This window comes from Celeribacter sp. HF31, assembly GCF_011806455.1.
Lineage (GTDB): Bacteria > Pseudomonadota > Alphaproteobacteria > Rhodobacterales > Rhodobacteraceae > Celeribacter.
Genome location: NZ_JAATOT010000003.1, coordinates 143,121 through 158,196 on the forward strand (window position 1 = coordinate 143,121; position 15,076 = coordinate 158,196).

The window sequence follows — 15,076 nt, forward strand, 5'->3', positions numbered from 1 at the left end:
GTACCCGTTTTTTATCGAAGGTGACGGCAACTCGGCCCCATTATGGGGCGACGCGGCGGTCTAACCTTGGCCGGGTGACAAATCAAGCGTTATTCGATGACCCGGTAATCGACGAATTCGGTGCGCTGGAAGAAACGGAAATTGTCGTCCGAGACCATGGTGAGGCGAATGCCGTCGTCATCGGCCCAGACGGCAATGCCTTCAAGGTTGTCATGGGTCGCGGTCAAAGTGCGCAACAACGTGACCTCATTCTCAGGTCCATCGGGCCCAAGATCAAAGCGCCGCACACGGGAGGCAAAGCCCAGCCCCATGAACCAGCGCTCCAAAAGGTAGAGACGCCCGTCCGGCCCGATGTCGAGGCCGACAGGCAAGAAATCCGTGTCCTGATCGCGTGGGATGGACCATGTGTTGTCCCATTCCCCGTTCATGAAACGATACAAGGGAAAGGGACGCCCCACGGCCCCCGAGCGCTCCGGCAGCGTGTAGATCGTGCCAACGTCATCGACAGCCAGCGCCTCGAGCGAGGAGTTGTTTTGCAGGCTTGCGAAATCGGGATGCTTGGGCAGATCCACCAAACGCCCCGTCTCCAGATCAAGTTGCGCCACCCTGTGGTTAGATTCAAAACTCACATAGGCTTGGCCGTTTTTGGCAATCGCGATACCTTCGGAATCGTCGCTGTAGCGCGGCAAAGGGCCACCATCCTCTGAGACCAGCGCAACTGCAGCGTCGAGCGAAACGGCCGAGACCACCCCCTCTTTGCCACGCGTCAGATGCCCCATGAAATAATGGGCACGGTCTGACAGGGCAACGAATTGCGTTCCGTCTTCCGACAACTCAAGCCCTGAAAGCCCGCCCACGAGGTCATTGTCAGACACCCATGAGTAGGACCCCAGGTAGCGTGCCTCAGCAGCAAACGCCGGATCAAAGGACAGGCTCGCGATCAGCGCGAGGACAAGACGGCGGAGCATTGAGCGGGCAAACTCGCAAGAGTGACGGGAGGCTTGGGTTTCGCCGGTTTGGCGGTCGGGTCCGGCGGCGGCGGATTGAGGATGTTGTTCACCCACTCCTGCGCATCCGCACAGCCATCTCCGGGCGGCGGCGGGGCCTGATCGACACAGGTCTTATCGCCCCTCGGACAGTTCAGGCGCACATGGAAATGATAATGATGCCCCCACCAGGGGCGAATCTTACGAAGCCAGCTTTTATCGCCTTTTTCGTCCTTGCACATCTGCACCTTGGCGCCGGGGAAAACGAAAATCCGCGCCACACGCGGGTCGGAGGCGGCGGCTTTGAGGATCTCGTGGTGCTGGCGTGTCCAGCTATCATTCACATAGGCGCCCGCCGCGCGGCGCATGGAAATCGACGACAGGCTTTCACGTTCTGCCCGGCTCAGATCGAGCCGCGTCGCAGGCAGCATCCAGATATCGGCGTCCAAACCGATCTGGTGGCTCGCATGCCCCGACGACATCGGACCGCCACGCGGCTGGCTCATGTCGCCGATATAAAGCCCGTTCCAGCCGGGCTGGGCGGCGGCTTTGCGCGACAGATCTTCGAGAAAATCGACCAGAACCGGCTGGCCCCAGTTGCGATTGCGCGACAGGCGCATGGCTTGCCAGGTCGGGCCGTTTTCCGGCAAAGCGACAGCGCCCGCAAGACAGCCTTTGGAATAACTGCCAAAGGATTCAGGGTTTTGCGAGGAGGGCACCGCGACAGGGCCAAACAACTCTTTGGCCGGACGGTGATCCGAGGAGGACACAGAAACCTTGGGGGCCGGATTGCTGTCCCCGCCACCTATACAGGCGGCGAGTGTTGCGGCCAAAGCCAAGCTTACCCATTTACGCATCCTCAGAACTCCTTGTGCCCTCGGGATGAACCCAAGCTAGCAGCACCAGCCCCAAAATGAAAAGGGCGATAAGCGGAGTGATGCCGAGGCGCTGGGAATTGCTCAGATCGGAGACCAAAGCGATCAGCGCAGGCGCCAGAAATGTCGTCGCTTTTCCAGAAAGCGCGAAGAGGCCGAAGGCTTCGGTCATGCGCTCGGGGTCGGCCTGACGCACCATCATCGTACGCGAGGCGGATTGGATCACGCCAGAGACCGCGCCCAACACCGCGCCGCAGATGTAAAACGCAATATCCGGCAGCTTGCTTCCGGCTTCGACCACCATGAACAACACGCTTTCGCGGGTGATCGTCAGGATCACGAGGCAGACGGAGACCAGCACGAGGATACAGAAAATGATCACCGGTTTCGGGCCGAATTTCTGATCCGCGATACCGCCGAAATAGGTGAACACCGCACCGGTGAAGGCGGCGAGAATGCCGAAGACGCCGATCTGCACGACGCTCCATTCCAGCGCGCCCAGCGCATAGATGCCGCCAAAGGTGAACACGCCATTGAGCGCATCGCGGTAGAACATCGAAGCCCCGAGATAGGCGAAAAGCGAGCGGCGCGACGGCAGGGTTTTCAGGGTCATGATCAGATCGCTCATCCCTTTACGCACCGCGCGGCCCATCGGCAGGCTTTTCACCTTTGGCTCGCGCACCCAGAGGAAAAACGGCACCATGGAGATCACAAACCACAGCGCCACGAAAGGACCGACAAACCGCGTGCCTTCGCGTGTCTCCGGGTCAAGCCCGAACAAAGGCGCTGAGCCCAAAAGCGTCACACCCGAGGCGTTTTCCGCAAAGAGCAAAAGCATGATCACCAACGCGATGATGCCCCCGACATAGCCCCAGGCCCAGCCATTGCCGGAGATTTTACCGATCTCCTCGCGCGTGCCCAACGCGGGCAAAAGCGCATTGGTGAAAATCGTGGTGAATTCGACCCCAATCAGGCCCAATCCGAAGAAGATCAGAACCCACAGGGTTGGAAAATCGACGGGAGAGGCCAGCCAAAGCCCCGCAGACCCGATCACATAGAGCGATGAAAAGAGCCAAATCCACGGCATCCGGCGTTTGTTTTCATCGGCGATCGAGCCCAGGATCGGCGCAAAGATTGCAATCGTCAGCCCCGCAACGGTCAAACCGTAGCCCCAGATCGACTGCGCTTCGGCCTTGGCATGCGCTGCATCCATACCGCCAGCGGTCAGATAGGCGATCACTTGTTCGGCAAAATAAGGCCCGAAAATGAAGGTCAGGATCAGCGTATGAAAAGGCTGCGTCGCCCAATCGTACATCATCCAGCCCCAAATGCGCTTGCGATGGCTTGGCTCTGCCATGGTCCCTGTCCCTCTCGCCTCAGTTGTGGCGATAGAACAGAGAAAGCGTCACCTGCGCAACGCTTATTGCAGGATTACCGTGTTGGCGGCCACGGACGCGTGTCATCCGCCGCAATCCAGTTTTGCACCCATGCAGGCAGTTCGGGACTTTCCAACGTTGGATCCATCAGATCGAACAGCTCTTTCGGCGGCACCAACTTGCGTTTCTTGATCACCGCCCCCCTCAGGAGGATATGGTTGCAGCATTCGCCTGTCTGATCCCACATGGATTGCTCGATATAAAGAAACTTATCGTCAAACCCGATGGGCGTGGTGACCATATCGACGGTTTGAAACGTCGTCACCCGGCGCCGATAGCGTACGGAGGCCCCCGCCACCGCCATGCTATATCCGCCGTCTTTCGCGACCTTGGCTGTGCCATTGCGAATCGACATCGGCACGCGACCAAGATCAAAGATTGTTAAGGTTCTGCCGTTATTCAGCTCAAGCCACAGGTCAATGTCCCACGGCATGCAGACATGCCGGGAGTGATGCGACTCGAAGAGGCCGAGTTTCGGTGCGTTGCGGTTTTTCCACGCTTGGTAGAACATGCGGACAAATGGATACATGCGCGTCAGTGTGTTGCTGCGGGCGCAAAGGTCAAGACCGGACGTTGCGGCACAAACCGTCTCGGGCTTGCGTGACGGGGATTGAGACCTTAGGTGAGACTACGACCCGAGAAACAGAGAAAGTGAACCATGAACGCTCCTTTTCCAATTCAAGCAATCCTGCTTTTGATCACAGGTGTGGTTTACTATGTGATGATTGCTCATATCATCATGAGCTGGCTGATTAATTTCCAGGTCCTGAACACGCGCCAGCCTCTGGTGTACCAAATCTGGACTGGCCTCACGCGTCTCCTCGAACCGGTTTACCGTCCGATCCGGAACATCTTGCCCCCGATGGGCGGTTTGGATTTGGCACCCCTTGTTGCCTTTGTCGGACTGATGATCATCCGCATTCTCATTGCGGGCTACATCCACTTCTAAAGCGAAACGCCCTTGAGCCTCACGCCCCCGCGTGCGAATCTGTCGCCAATCACAATGAGCAGACAGAATGAGCACAACACAGGCGCTTTTATCCTCCGTTTTCGGATTTGACGATTTCCGTCCCGGCCAGGCGGAGATCGTGGAGGCTGTTGTCGCGGGCCGCGATGTGCTCGCCATCATGCCGACGGGCGGCGGCAAATCATTGTGTTTTCAACTTCCTGCTTTGGTGCGCGACGGGTTGACCGTGGTGATCTCGCCGCTGATTGCGTTGATGCGCGATCAGGTGCAGGGGCTGCAGGCCGCCGGTGTCGCCGCGGGCGCGCTGACCTCCGGCAACACCGAAGAGGAAAACGACGCGGTTTTTGCCGCGCTCTCCAATGGCGAGCTGAAACTTCTCTACATGGCGCCCGAACGGCTGGCTTCGGGCGGCACTTTGCCGATGCTGCGCCGGGCGAATGTGTCTTTGATTGCGGTCGACGAGGCACATTGTGTCTCGCAATGGGGCCACGATTTCCGGCCCGATTATTTGCGCATCGGCGATCTGAAGCGCGCGTTGAATGTGCCGCTCGCGGCTTTCACCGCCACCGCCGATGAAGAAACCCAAGCCGAAATCGTCACGCGTCTCTTCGACGGCACCCCACCCGAAAGCTTTCTGCGCGGCTTCGATCGCCCGAACATCCATCTCGCCTTTGCCGTCAAAGACAGCCCGCGGCGTCAAATCCTCGATTTCGCGGCGGCCCGCAAAGGGCAATCCGGCATCGTCTATTGCGGCACGCGCGCCAAGACCGAAAGCCTCGCCAAGGCACTCTCCGATGCGGGTCATCTGGCGCTCGCCTATCACGGTGGCATGGAGCCAGAGCGTCGGCGCGAGGTCGAGCGGCGGTTTCAACAGGAGGACGAGCTGATCGTCGTCGCCACCATCGCCTTTGGCATGGGAATCGACAAACCGGACATCCGCTGGGTCGCCCATGCCGATCTGCCGAAAAGCGTCGAGGGCTATTATCAGGAGATCGGGCGCGCGGGCCGTGACGGGGCGCCCGCCGAAACGCTGACCCTCTTTGGCCCCGACGACATCCGGTTTCGTCGCACCCAGATCGACGAAAGCCTCGCGCCGCCCGAACGCCGTGCCGCGGATCATGCGCGTTTGAATGCGCTCTTGGGGTTGGCCGAGGCGCAGGTCTGTCGGCGTCAGACACTTTTGAAATTCTTTGGCGAAGAGGCCCTGCCCTGTGGCAATTGCGATCTGTGTGACAGCCCGCCGGAGCTGTTCGACGGCACCACGGCGGTGCGCAAGGCGCTCTCTGCGGTGCTGCGCTGTGACCAGGGCTTTGGTGCCGGGCATCTCATCGACGTTTTGACTGGCAAGATGACCGACAAGGTGCGGCAGTGGAACCATGACCAACTGTCAGTGTTTGGCATCGGCAAGGATTATGACAAGCGCCAGTGGAACGCGATTTTCCGTCAGATGATGGGCGCGGATCTGCTACGCCCCGACCCCGAGCGTCACGGCGCGCTGTTCATGACCGAACCGGCGATGCCGATCCTTAGGGGTGAGGCGGAGATGACGCTGCGCAAGGATACTTTGGCGAAAGCGCGCAAAGGTCCGGTCGCCAAGGCGCTGGTCTCCGAGGAAGACGCGCCGCTCCTGTCCGCGCTCAAGGCAAAACGTCGTGCATTGGCCGAAGAGGCCCGCGTGCCCGCCTATGTGGTTTTTGCCGACCGGACCTTGATCGAAATGGCCGAAAAGCGCCCGCAAACGCTTGATGAGATGGGGCGGATCGGTGGGGTTGGCGCGAAGAAACTCGAACGCTTCGGCGATCTGTTTCTCTCTGTCATCCTCGGTGCGCCCGTGCCGGAAATGCACCCCGCGCGGCGCAAATTAGCAAGTTCCGGAGGCGGTGATTTGTTTGACCTGTTGCAAGGCATTCACAACGATCTGGCGCGCGGGAATTGCGGCACGCTGAAACCGATGAGCCTGACCGCCTCGCAGATCACCAAGATCGTCAAACTGCGCCCGTCGGATATGAGCAGCTTCGCCCGCATCGTCGGCGACAGATCCGCCGAACGGTTTGGTCCGGCGATGATTGAAGCAATTCGCGCCGCTTGAGCGAGTCACTCGCCGGCCATGACCTTCGCCGGCTCTTCGGGTTGGATCGGGCGACAGCCCTGCGGATGTTCCTGAAGGATACGATCAATAATCGCCGCCTTGCGCAGCGGTTTCGTCATATAGTGATCAAGGCCAGCGGCCAGTATTTCCTGTTCGTCCCCCGCCATGGCATGCGCCGTCAGCGCCACGATCGGAAGATGCGTACCGGTGTCGATCTCGAGCGCGCGGATTTGTCGGGTGGCCTCTTTGCCATCGACCTCAGGCATGGAAATATCCATGAAAATCAGATCGGGTTGGAAGCCCTGATAGAGCTCCACCGCCTCGCGCCCGTTGTTCGCGAAGCGCAATTCAATGTCGAGGGACTTGAGCATTTTACCAAAGACCAGCTGGTTCGTTTTGTTGTCCTCGGCGGCCAGAATCCGCATCCGGCGCCCCTCTGTCTCATGCGCTTCGACCGACTCGACCGGGATCAACGCCGACAAGGTACGCCAGAGATCGGCACGCAACAGCGGTTTCTGCAGGCTCGTCGCGTCCTCGATGTCAAGTCGGTCGGCGGAGGTCGGGCCAGAGGTCATCAAGAGCACCGGCGCCGTAACACCGCGCGCGCGCATCGTGGCGATGACCTTGGCGATATCCGTGTTCGGTAGCTTGTTGTCGATCAGATAGACCTGCGCATCGAGTGGCGAGGCCAAAAGCTCTTCTGCGGAGGCAAAGGGGGAGACCTCGAACCCCAGCGCCGTCAGTTGTTTTTCGAGAATGAGCGAATTGGCATTGATGTGATCGACCAGGGCCGCCTTGTGCATCCAGGACGGCAGGGTGAGGTGTTGCGCCTCTTCGACCACATCCATCGTGATGTGGAACCCGAAACAGGAGCCGACACCCTCTTCGCTATCGACCCAAATCTCACCGCCCATGAGTTGAACCAGTTGGCGGGTGATGGCGAGGCCGAGACCCGTGCCCTCGAACTTGCGGTTGCGCTCGTCCTCGACCTGATTGAACTCGCCGAAGATGTGCTCGATCATATCGGTGGCGATGCCGATGCCACTGTCCTCAACAGACACGTGCACGCGGTGACGTTTGCCCCCGTCTTCGGGCAAGCCAACGACCCGCACGATCACATGGCCAGTATGGGTGAACTTGACCGCATTGCCGACGAGGTTGGTCAGAACCTGCCGCATGCGGCCCGGATCGCCGATGAAATTGGTCGGCATGAACATGTCGTAATCAATGATCAGATCGACGCCTTTTTGCGCGGCGGAAGGCTGCAACAGCACCATCACATCCTGAATACAACGTTCTAGATCAAAGACTTCCGGATGAAGAGAGAGCTTCGACGCCTCGATCTTGGAGTAGTCCAAAACGTCGTTGATCAGGCTCAAAAGCGCCTCGCCCGAGGATTTGATCGTCTCGACATAAAGCGTCTGTTCGTCGTTCAGATCGGTCTCGGCCAAAAGGTCTGCCATGCCCACCATGCCGTTCATCGGCGTGCGAATTTCGTGGCTCATATTGGCCAGGAAGGCGGATTTGGCGCGGTTCGCGGCCTCGGCTTTAGTCCGGGCTTTTTTCAGGCGCTCTTCGTAGCGGATCGTCGAAGTGATGTTGAGGCCGAGCGACACCATATCGCCATCCGACGAGCGACGATCCACCAGTTTCACGAATTGGTTGTTCCAAAGCCGCACCGTCTGCGGTTCGCGCACCGGCGCATGCCAGCGCGTGACCGCCTGTTCGATAAAGACCTCTCTGGTCAGTTCCCCGATGTCGATGATCCCCTCTTCGACCGCCAGACGCACGATTTCGGGATAGGAGATGCCCGGCCGGACGTCTTCGAGCCCATCGAAGACGCGCAGATAGGCGGGATTGGCGGCAATCATGATGTCGGAAGGATCAAAGACGGCAAACCCGTCCTGAATGGTTTCAATCGAATCCCAAAGCCGCCGCTCGGCGATATGCACCGCGACAGTGGCCTTTTCCAGATCCTCCTTGGTGCGGATGTTTTCATCGCGCAGCACTTCGGTCTCTTCGCGTTTGACGATGATCTCATCGGACAGGGAGCGCGCGTGTTTCGACAGTTTGCGATTGGCCTCGAACAGTTCCGCCTGTTTGAGTTCCAACAACCGTTCCGCAGCGAGGCGGGCGCGACGTTCCTGAGACAGCGTATCCGACAGTGACATGGGGACCTCTTCCTATCCGGCCCGGGCCTTCTGACCCAAGATTTCGGCCAGAATGCCCCGAACAGGGTGAAAAGAATCTTAATCAAGCCATGAAAATTGGCGGAAAATTGTCCGAAAGGCCGTTCAGAGCCACTCAATCGCCAGAGCAATGCCCTGACCGCCGCCGATGCACATGGTGATGAGACCATAGCGCCCGCCCGTGCGCTCCAGCTCATACATGGTCTTCACCACCAGAATGGCGCCGGTCGCACCGACAGGATGGCCAAGCGCGATGGTGCCGCCATTCGGGTTTACTTTATCCGTGTCGCGCCCAAGCGCGCGATTGACAGCAATGGGTATAGCCGAGGATGCGAAATTTGGGTTTCAGACCAGCCGCCTCACGCCGTGCCAGCGCCAAAGCTGCGACACCATCGTTGAGACCAGAGGCATTGCCCGCCGTCACCGTGCCGTCTTTTTCAAAGGCCGGGCGGAGTTTGCCGAGGCCCTCCAATGTGGTGGGCTTCGGGTGCTCATCCGTGTCAAAGCCCACGAGATCGCGTTTCACTTTGACCTCGACGGGCACGATGGCGGTACGGGCGCCGCCCAGAATGACGATGTCGGACATGTGTTCCTCCTCTGATCTTTGGCGCGAGCGTAACCGAGCGTGAGATCAGAGAAAGGTAGAACGCTGCGCCTCAACCGGGGTTGGCGTGGGTCAGATGCGCGCGGCCGGTTTCGGTGACGATCTCTTCGTGGCTGTTCTCGATCACCAACACGGAGAGAGGTCGCCCGTAGCCCGCGCCCGAATCGATGTCGATCCGGTTGCCGAAATGCGTCGCCTCATCCAAAGCCGTGTGACCGTGGACGACCGTGAAGGGCAGCGGGCCACGATAATCGAGCCAACCTTCTCTGATCCAGATGAGGTCCTCTTCGCTTTGGTGCTCGATGGCGACCCGCGGACGGATGCCGGCATGCACGAAAAGATAGTCCCCCCAAGCGTAAGTCAGCGGCAGGTTTTCGACAAAATCGAGGTGCGCCTCAGGCACCGCCTTTTTCGCCTGCATATGCGCGATCTCAAACTCGCCATCCACCGCCTCGACGCCATAGGAGGCCAAGGTCGTCGGACCGCCCAAAGCCGGGTGAAGCCAGCTTTTGCCGGATTTGATATGCGCGTTGTCATGGGCGATGCCATGGCGCACGAAACGGGTGAACATCCGGTCGTGATTGCCGCGAATGGCCCGCCACGGTTTGCCCGCCGCCATGCCATCCATCAGATATTGGATCACCCCTGCGCTGTCCGGCCCGCGATCCACGTAGTCGCCCAAGTGGATGACGCGCGCGTCGGGATCGCCGACCCTTGCCTTATCTGCCTCGATCCGCGCGTGGGCGGCTTTGAGCATGTCGAGTTGGCCGTGAATGTCGCCGATGGCGTAAATGCGCAAGGGTGCCTCCTGTCAGGATTTCATGCGGATCGCATGCCATTCGAGGTGGTCGCGCATGAAGGTGGAGATGAAGTAATAGCTATGGTCATAGCCCTCTTGCATGCGAAGTGTTAGGGGCTGTCCGTTTTTTTCACAAACCTGTGTCAAAAGCTCCGGCTTGAGCTGACCTTCGAGGAAATTATCCGCCGTGCCCTGATCGACGAGGATCTCCGGCACACGCGCGCCATCCTCGATCAAGGCGCAGGCGTCGTAGTCGCGCCAGCTCGATTTGTCAGACCCAATATAGCCGGTCAGGGCCTTTTCACCCCAGGGGCAATTCAGCGGGCTGACGATCGGCGAGAAGGCCGAGACGGATTTGTATTTCTCAGGATTTCTGAGCGCGATGGTCAAGGCACCATGGCCGCCCATCGAGTGGCCCATGATCGAGACACGCGACATATCCGCCGGGAACTCCGCGCCGATCAGCGCCGGCAGTTCCGCTTCGATATACTCCCGCATCCGGTAGTTTTTGCCGAAAGGCTCTTCGGTGGCATTCACGTAGAACCCGGCACCCAGACCGAAATCATAGGCCCCTTCAGCGTCGTCCGGCACGCCTTCGCCACGGGGCGATGTGTCAGGCGCGACGAAGATGAGGCCGAGCTCCGCGCAGGCCGCGCGGAACTCGCCTTTTTCGGTGACGTTGGCCTGTGTGCACGTCAGACCCGAGAGATAGAACACCACGGGAAGCACCTCGCCCTCGGCGTGATCCGGCACGAAGACGGAAAATTCCATCTCGGTTCCGGTCGCCGTCGAGCTGTGGGTGTAGACACCCTGGGTGCCGCCATGGCTTCGGTTGGTGGATTTGACCTGCATCACAGTTCCCCTCAGAATTCCACGACAGCGCGGATGGATTTGCCCTCATGCATGAGATCGAACCCGTGGTTGATCTCTTCGAGGCTAAGTTTGTGGGTGATCATCGGGTCGATTTCGATCTTGCCGTCCATGTACCAATCGACGAATTTCGGCACGTCCGTGCGGCCTTTGGCGCCCCCGAATGCCGTGCCTTTCCAAACGCGGCCGGTCACCAGTTGGAACGGACGGGTGGAAATCTCGGCCCCGGACGGTGCCACGCCGATCACGACGGAGACGCCCCAACCACGGTGCGAACATTCCAGAGCGTCGCGCATGACTTTGACGTTGCCGGTCGCATCGAAGGAATAGTCCACGCCGCCGATCTGATCCGCGCCGCGCTTGGTGAGGTTCACGATCTCTTCGACCACGGTGCCTTCGATCTTCGTCGGGTTGATGAAATGGGTCATGCCGAATTTCTTCGCCATTTCCGCTTTGTCGTCGTTCAAATCGACACCGATGATCATGTCCGCGCCCGCCATGCGCAGGCCCTGAATGACATTGAGGCCAATGCCGCCCAGACCGAACACGGCGGCGGTCGAACCGATTTCGACGCCCGCGGTGTTGATCACGGCGCCGATGCCGGTGGTCACGCCACAGCCGATGTAGCAGATCTTGTCAAACGGCGCATCGTCACGCACTTTCGCCAGAGCAATCTCCGGCATGACGGTGTGGTTCGCGAAGGTCGAGCAGCCCATGTAGTGGTAGATCGGCGTGCCATCGAGCATCGAAAACCGCGTGGTGCCATCGGGCATCAGGCCCTGGCCTTGGGTGTTGCGGATCGCGGTGCAGAGGTTCGTTTTGCCGGAGAGGCAGGACGGGCATTCGCGACATTCCGGCGTGTAAAGCGGGATCACGTGATCGCCCGGTTTCAGCGTGGTGACGCCTTCACCGACTTCCAAAACGACGCCTGCGCCCTCGTGACCGAGGATACAGGGGAAGAGGCCCTCGGGGTCTGCACCAGACCGGGTGAACTCGTCGGTGTGGCACAGGCCGGTGGCCTTCACCTCGATCAGAACCTCGCCCTTTTTCGGGCCTTCGAGGTTTACTTCCATGATTTCAAGGGGTTTCCCGGCCTCAAGGGCCACAGCGGCTTTCGTTCTCATGGGGTCTTTTCTCCCTAAAGGGGCCTCGGCCCCGTGTCTTTGTCTGGGTACAATAGCGTCATGACGCTGCGGTAGGGCATAAAAAGAAGAAGGGCCGCTGATTTGTCCAGCGGCCCGTCTGATAATTTTGTCAAAGACGCCTGTGCGATCAGACGCGCGCCCGTGGGCGCTCAGTCACCCGAATATCAGGCTTTGAAGTGCAGCGGATTGACCCGCTGGAACAGCCCGGAGTCCTTTAGCGCCTTCACGGTTTCGGCCTTCAGCGGCGTATCGAGAAGCGTCATCGCAATAGCGTCACCCCCGGCAGAGGTGCGACCCAAAGTGAAGTTCGCGATGTTTTCCTCGTGCTCGGCCAGCAGAGTCCCGAGTTTCCCGATGATGCCCGGTACGTCCTTGTTGGTGGTGTAGAGCATGTGCTCGCCCACCTCGGCGTCGATGGTGATGCCCTTGATCTGGATGAAACGCGGCTTGCCGTCGGAGAACACCGTGCCCGCGATGGTGCGGTATTTCTCGACAGTTTGGATGTCGAGCTTGATGTAACCGTCGAACACACCGGACGCATCCTGGGTGGTTTTCGAGATCTGGATTCCACGTTCTTTCGCGATGAGCGGCGCGGAGACCATGTTCACATCCGGGTTCACCGCCTGCATGATACCTGCGATCACGGCACATTCCAGCGCCTTGAGGTTCATCTCGGAGGCGACACCGTCATAGGTGATCTTGATGTCTTCGATCGCCTCTTCGGTGACCTGGCCGATGAACGCGCCGAGGTTTTCGGCAAGTTGCACCCAGGGCCCCATGACCTTGGCTTCTTCGGCGGTCATCGACGGCATGTTGAGCGCATTCTCAACTGCACCGTCCAAGAGGTAGTTGGACATTTGCTCGGCCACTTGCAGCGCCACGTTTTCCTGAGCTTCCGTGGTGGAGGCGCCCAGGTGCGGGGTGCAGACCACGTTCGGCAGGTTAAAGAGCACGTTTTCTTTGGCGGGCTCTTCGGCGAAGACGTCGAAAGCGGCGCCCGCGACGTGACCGGATTTCAACAGCTCGGCCAGCGCGTTCTCATCGACAAGACCACCCCGGGCACAGTTGATGATCCGCACACCTTTCTTGGTCTTCTCGAGGTTTTCTTTCGAGAGGATGTTGCGGGTCGAATCCGTCAGCGGCACGTGCAGGGTGATGAAATCGGCGCGCTTCAGAAGCTCGTCCAGCTCGACTTTCTCCACACCGATCTCAGTTGCACGCTCTTCCGAGAGGAACGGATCGTAGGCGACCACTTTCATCTTCAGGCCCAGCGCACGGTTACATACGATGCCGCCGATATTGCCCGCGCCGATCACGCCAAGGGTCTTGGCGGTCAGCTCGGTGCCCATGAATTTGGATTTCTCCCATTTGCCCGCATGCGTCGAGGCGGAGGCTTCGGGGATTTGACGGGCGACCGCGAACATCATCGCGATGGCGTGTTCGGCGGTGGTGATCATGTTGCCAAACGGCGTGTTCATCACGATCACGCCTTTTTTCGACGCGGCTTCCTTGTCGACGTTGTCGGTGCCAATGCCCGCACGACCCACGACTTTCAGGTTGTCGGCATGCTCAAGCAGCGAGGGCGTCACCTTGGTGGCCGACCGGATCGCGAGACCGTCATATTTGCCGATCACCTCGGCGAGTTTGTCTTTGTCTTTGCCGAGATCGGGCATGAAATCGACCTCGATGCCACGGTCACGAAAGATTTGAACGGCGGTTTCCGAGAGTTTGTCGGAGACGAGAACTTTGGGGGCCATTTGAGGGCTCCTGTCATATGAGAATTCTGTGGGAAAACCGGGCGGCAGACCGCCGCCCGTTGAAGTCCGTAAGCGCGAGTTGCGCGGTATTATTGCTCAGCAATGCACTCTTCGAAGGCCCATTTGAGCCAAAGCGTCAGCGCCTCGACATCAGAAGCTTCGATGGTCGCACCACACCAGACCCGCAGACCGGCGGGCGCATCGCGGTAGGCCCCAACGTCATAAGCAACGTTGTAATCTTCGAGTTTCTTGGCCACGGCTTTCGCAAAAGCAGCACCGTCCTTGATGCGGTCATCGGTGAACTTCAGACACACGGAGGTGTTCGACCGGGTGGCCTCGTCTTCGGCGAGGTTGGCGATCCAATCGTTCCGATCACAGAAATCCCAGAGCACTTTCGCATTGGTGGTCGAGCGCTCGATCAGCTTCGGCAGGCCGCCGATCTTTTGCGCCCACTCAAGTGCGACGAGGTAATCCTCGACCGCAAGCATCGAGGGCGTGTTGATCGTCGCACCGGTAAAGATGCCGTCGATCAGCTTGCCGCCTTTGGTCATGCGGAAGATTTTCGGCAACGGCCATGCGGGCGTGTAGCTTTCCAGACGCTCAACCGCGCGGGGCGAGAGCACGATCATGCCGTGGGCCGCTTCGCCGCCCATCACCTTCTGCCAGGAGAAAGTGGTGACATCGAGCTTGTCCCAGGGCAGGTCCATCGCGAAGGCGGCAGAGGTCGCGTCACAGATGGTCAGACCTTCGCGGCCCGCCGGGATCGCATCGCCATTGGGCACGCGCACGCCGGAGGTGGTGCCGTTCCAGGTGAAGACCACGTCAGTGTCAAAGTCGATCTCAGCGAAATCGACGATCTGACCGTAATCGGCGGTTTTCACATCGGCGTCGATCTTGAGCTGTTTGACAACATCGGTGACCCAGCCGGAACCGAAGGATTCCCAGGCGACCATCGTGGCCTTGCGGGCACCCAGAAGGGACCACATGGCCATTTCAACGGCGCCGGTGTCGGAGGCGGGCACGATGCCGATTTTATAATCGGCGGGGATGCCAAGAATGTCGCGGGTCGTCTCGATCGCGGCTTTCAGCTTGTCCTTGCCAATTTTGGCACGGTGCGAACGGCCCAGGGGCGCGTCAGCCAGCAGATCGAGAGAGAATGTGGGGATTTTGGCGCAAGGGCCGGACGAAAAACGCGGGTTCGCAGGGCGCGCCTGCGGGTGCTTGGTAGCCATGATGTGCTATCCTTCCAGATAAATGCCTCTCGTTGGGGAGAGGTGTCCCGCGGATCGAATTAGTGGCTTTCTCGGCGCTCAGCAATATGAATTCGAAAAAATATGTCGCATTTTTATCCGACATACG

General features: G+C 59.5%; 12 protein-coding genes and 1 pseudogene. 2 read left to right on the forward strand and 11 right to left on the reverse strand.

All coding sequences use genetic code 11. The features are described 5' to 3' along the window. Positions 1-89: 89 nt before the first annotated feature. From HCZ23_RS06910 to HCZ23_RS06925, 4 genes are all read right to left on the reverse strand, one after another. Positions 90-968 carry an esterase-like activity of phytase family protein gene (locus HCZ23_RS06910; protein WP_167600994.1) on the reverse strand — a complete coding sequence of 293 codons (879 nt, stop codon included), beginning with the start codon at positions 966-968 and terminating at the stop codon, positions 90-92. After that, the gene (gene mepA / locus HCZ23_RS06915) at positions 941-1,843 is read right to left on the reverse strand and encodes a penicillin-insensitive murein endopeptidase (RefSeq protein WP_175580879.1); all 903 of its coding nucleotides are present in this window, start codon (positions 1,841-1,843) and stop codon (positions 941-943) included. The genes HCZ23_RS06910 and mepA overlap by 28 nt, the downstream gene beginning before the upstream one ends. Beyond that, positions 1,836-3,218, reverse strand: coding sequence for an MFS transporter (locus HCZ23_RS06920; protein WP_167600995.1), 1,383 nt, complete (start codon positions 3,216-3,218; stop codon positions 1,836-1,838). The genes mepA and HCZ23_RS06920 overlap by 8 nt, the downstream gene beginning before the upstream one ends. Positions 3,219-3,292: 74 nt before the next feature. After that, positions 3,293-3,826 carry an acyl-CoA thioesterase gene (locus tag HCZ23_RS06925; protein WP_167600996.1) on the reverse strand — a complete coding sequence of 178 codons (534 nt, stop codon included), beginning with the start codon at positions 3,824-3,826 and terminating at the stop codon, positions 3,293-3,295. A gap of 129 nt (positions 3,827-3,955) precedes the next feature. Between HCZ23_RS06925 and HCZ23_RS06930 the strand changes: the two genes are divergently transcribed. Together HCZ23_RS06930 and recQ are read left to right on the forward strand one after the other, a co-directional pair. Further along, positions 3,956-4,246 carry a YggT family protein gene (locus tag HCZ23_RS06930; protein ID WP_167600997.1) on the forward strand — a complete coding sequence of 97 codons (291 nt, stop codon included), beginning with the start codon at positions 3,956-3,958 and terminating at the stop codon, positions 4,244-4,246. 67 nt (positions 4,247-4,313) lie between these two features. Continuing rightward, positions 4,314-6,353, forward strand: coding sequence for a DNA helicase RecQ (gene recQ, locus HCZ23_RS06935; protein WP_167600998.1), 2,040 nt, complete (start codon positions 4,314-4,316; stop codon positions 6,351-6,353). Between the two features lie 5 nt (positions 6,354-6,358). Here the strand turns inward: recQ and HCZ23_RS06940 are convergent, their stop codons facing one another. The 7 genes and pseudogenes from HCZ23_RS06940 to HCZ23_RS06970 form a co-directional block, all read right to left on the reverse strand. Further along, entirely contained in the window at positions 6,359-8,524 is a 2,166-nt protein-coding gene (locus HCZ23_RS06940) for an ATP-binding protein (RefSeq protein ID WP_167600999.1), read from the reverse strand. A gap of 123 nt (positions 8,525-8,647) precedes the next feature. After that, positions 8,648-9,089, reverse strand: a pseudogene (locus HCZ23_RS06945) (acetyl-CoA C-acyltransferase); the annotation flags it as partial. Positions 9,090-9,198: 109 nt separating this feature from the next. Then, positions 9,199-9,945, reverse strand: coding sequence for a metallophosphoesterase family protein (locus HCZ23_RS06950; protein ID WP_167601000.1), 747 nt, complete (start codon positions 9,943-9,945; stop codon positions 9,199-9,201). 12 nt (positions 9,946-9,957) lie between these two features. After that, on the reverse strand, positions 9,958-10,797 hold the full coding sequence (fghA, locus tag HCZ23_RS06955; RefSeq protein ID WP_167601001.1) for an S-formylglutathione hydrolase: 840 nt from the start codon (positions 10,795-10,797) through the stop codon (positions 9,958-9,960). Between the two features lie 11 nt (positions 10,798-10,808). Next, a complete protein-coding gene (locus tag HCZ23_RS06960; RefSeq protein WP_167601002.1) occupies positions 10,809-11,939 on the reverse strand; it encodes an S-(hydroxymethyl)glutathione dehydrogenase/class III alcohol dehydrogenase in 1,131 nt (376 codons plus the stop codon). 185 nt (positions 11,940-12,124) lie between these two features. Further along, on the reverse strand, positions 12,125-13,717 hold the full coding sequence (gene serA, locus HCZ23_RS06965; protein WP_167601003.1) for a phosphoglycerate dehydrogenase: 1,593 nt from the start codon (positions 13,715-13,717) through the stop codon (positions 12,125-12,127). 89 nt (positions 13,718-13,806) lie between these two features. After that, positions 13,807-14,949 carry a phosphoserine transaminase gene (locus tag HCZ23_RS06970; RefSeq protein ID WP_167601004.1) on the reverse strand — a complete coding sequence of 381 codons (1,143 nt, stop codon included), beginning with the start codon at positions 14,947-14,949 and terminating at the stop codon, positions 13,807-13,809. Between the last annotated feature and the right edge of the window lie 127 nt (positions 14,950-15,076).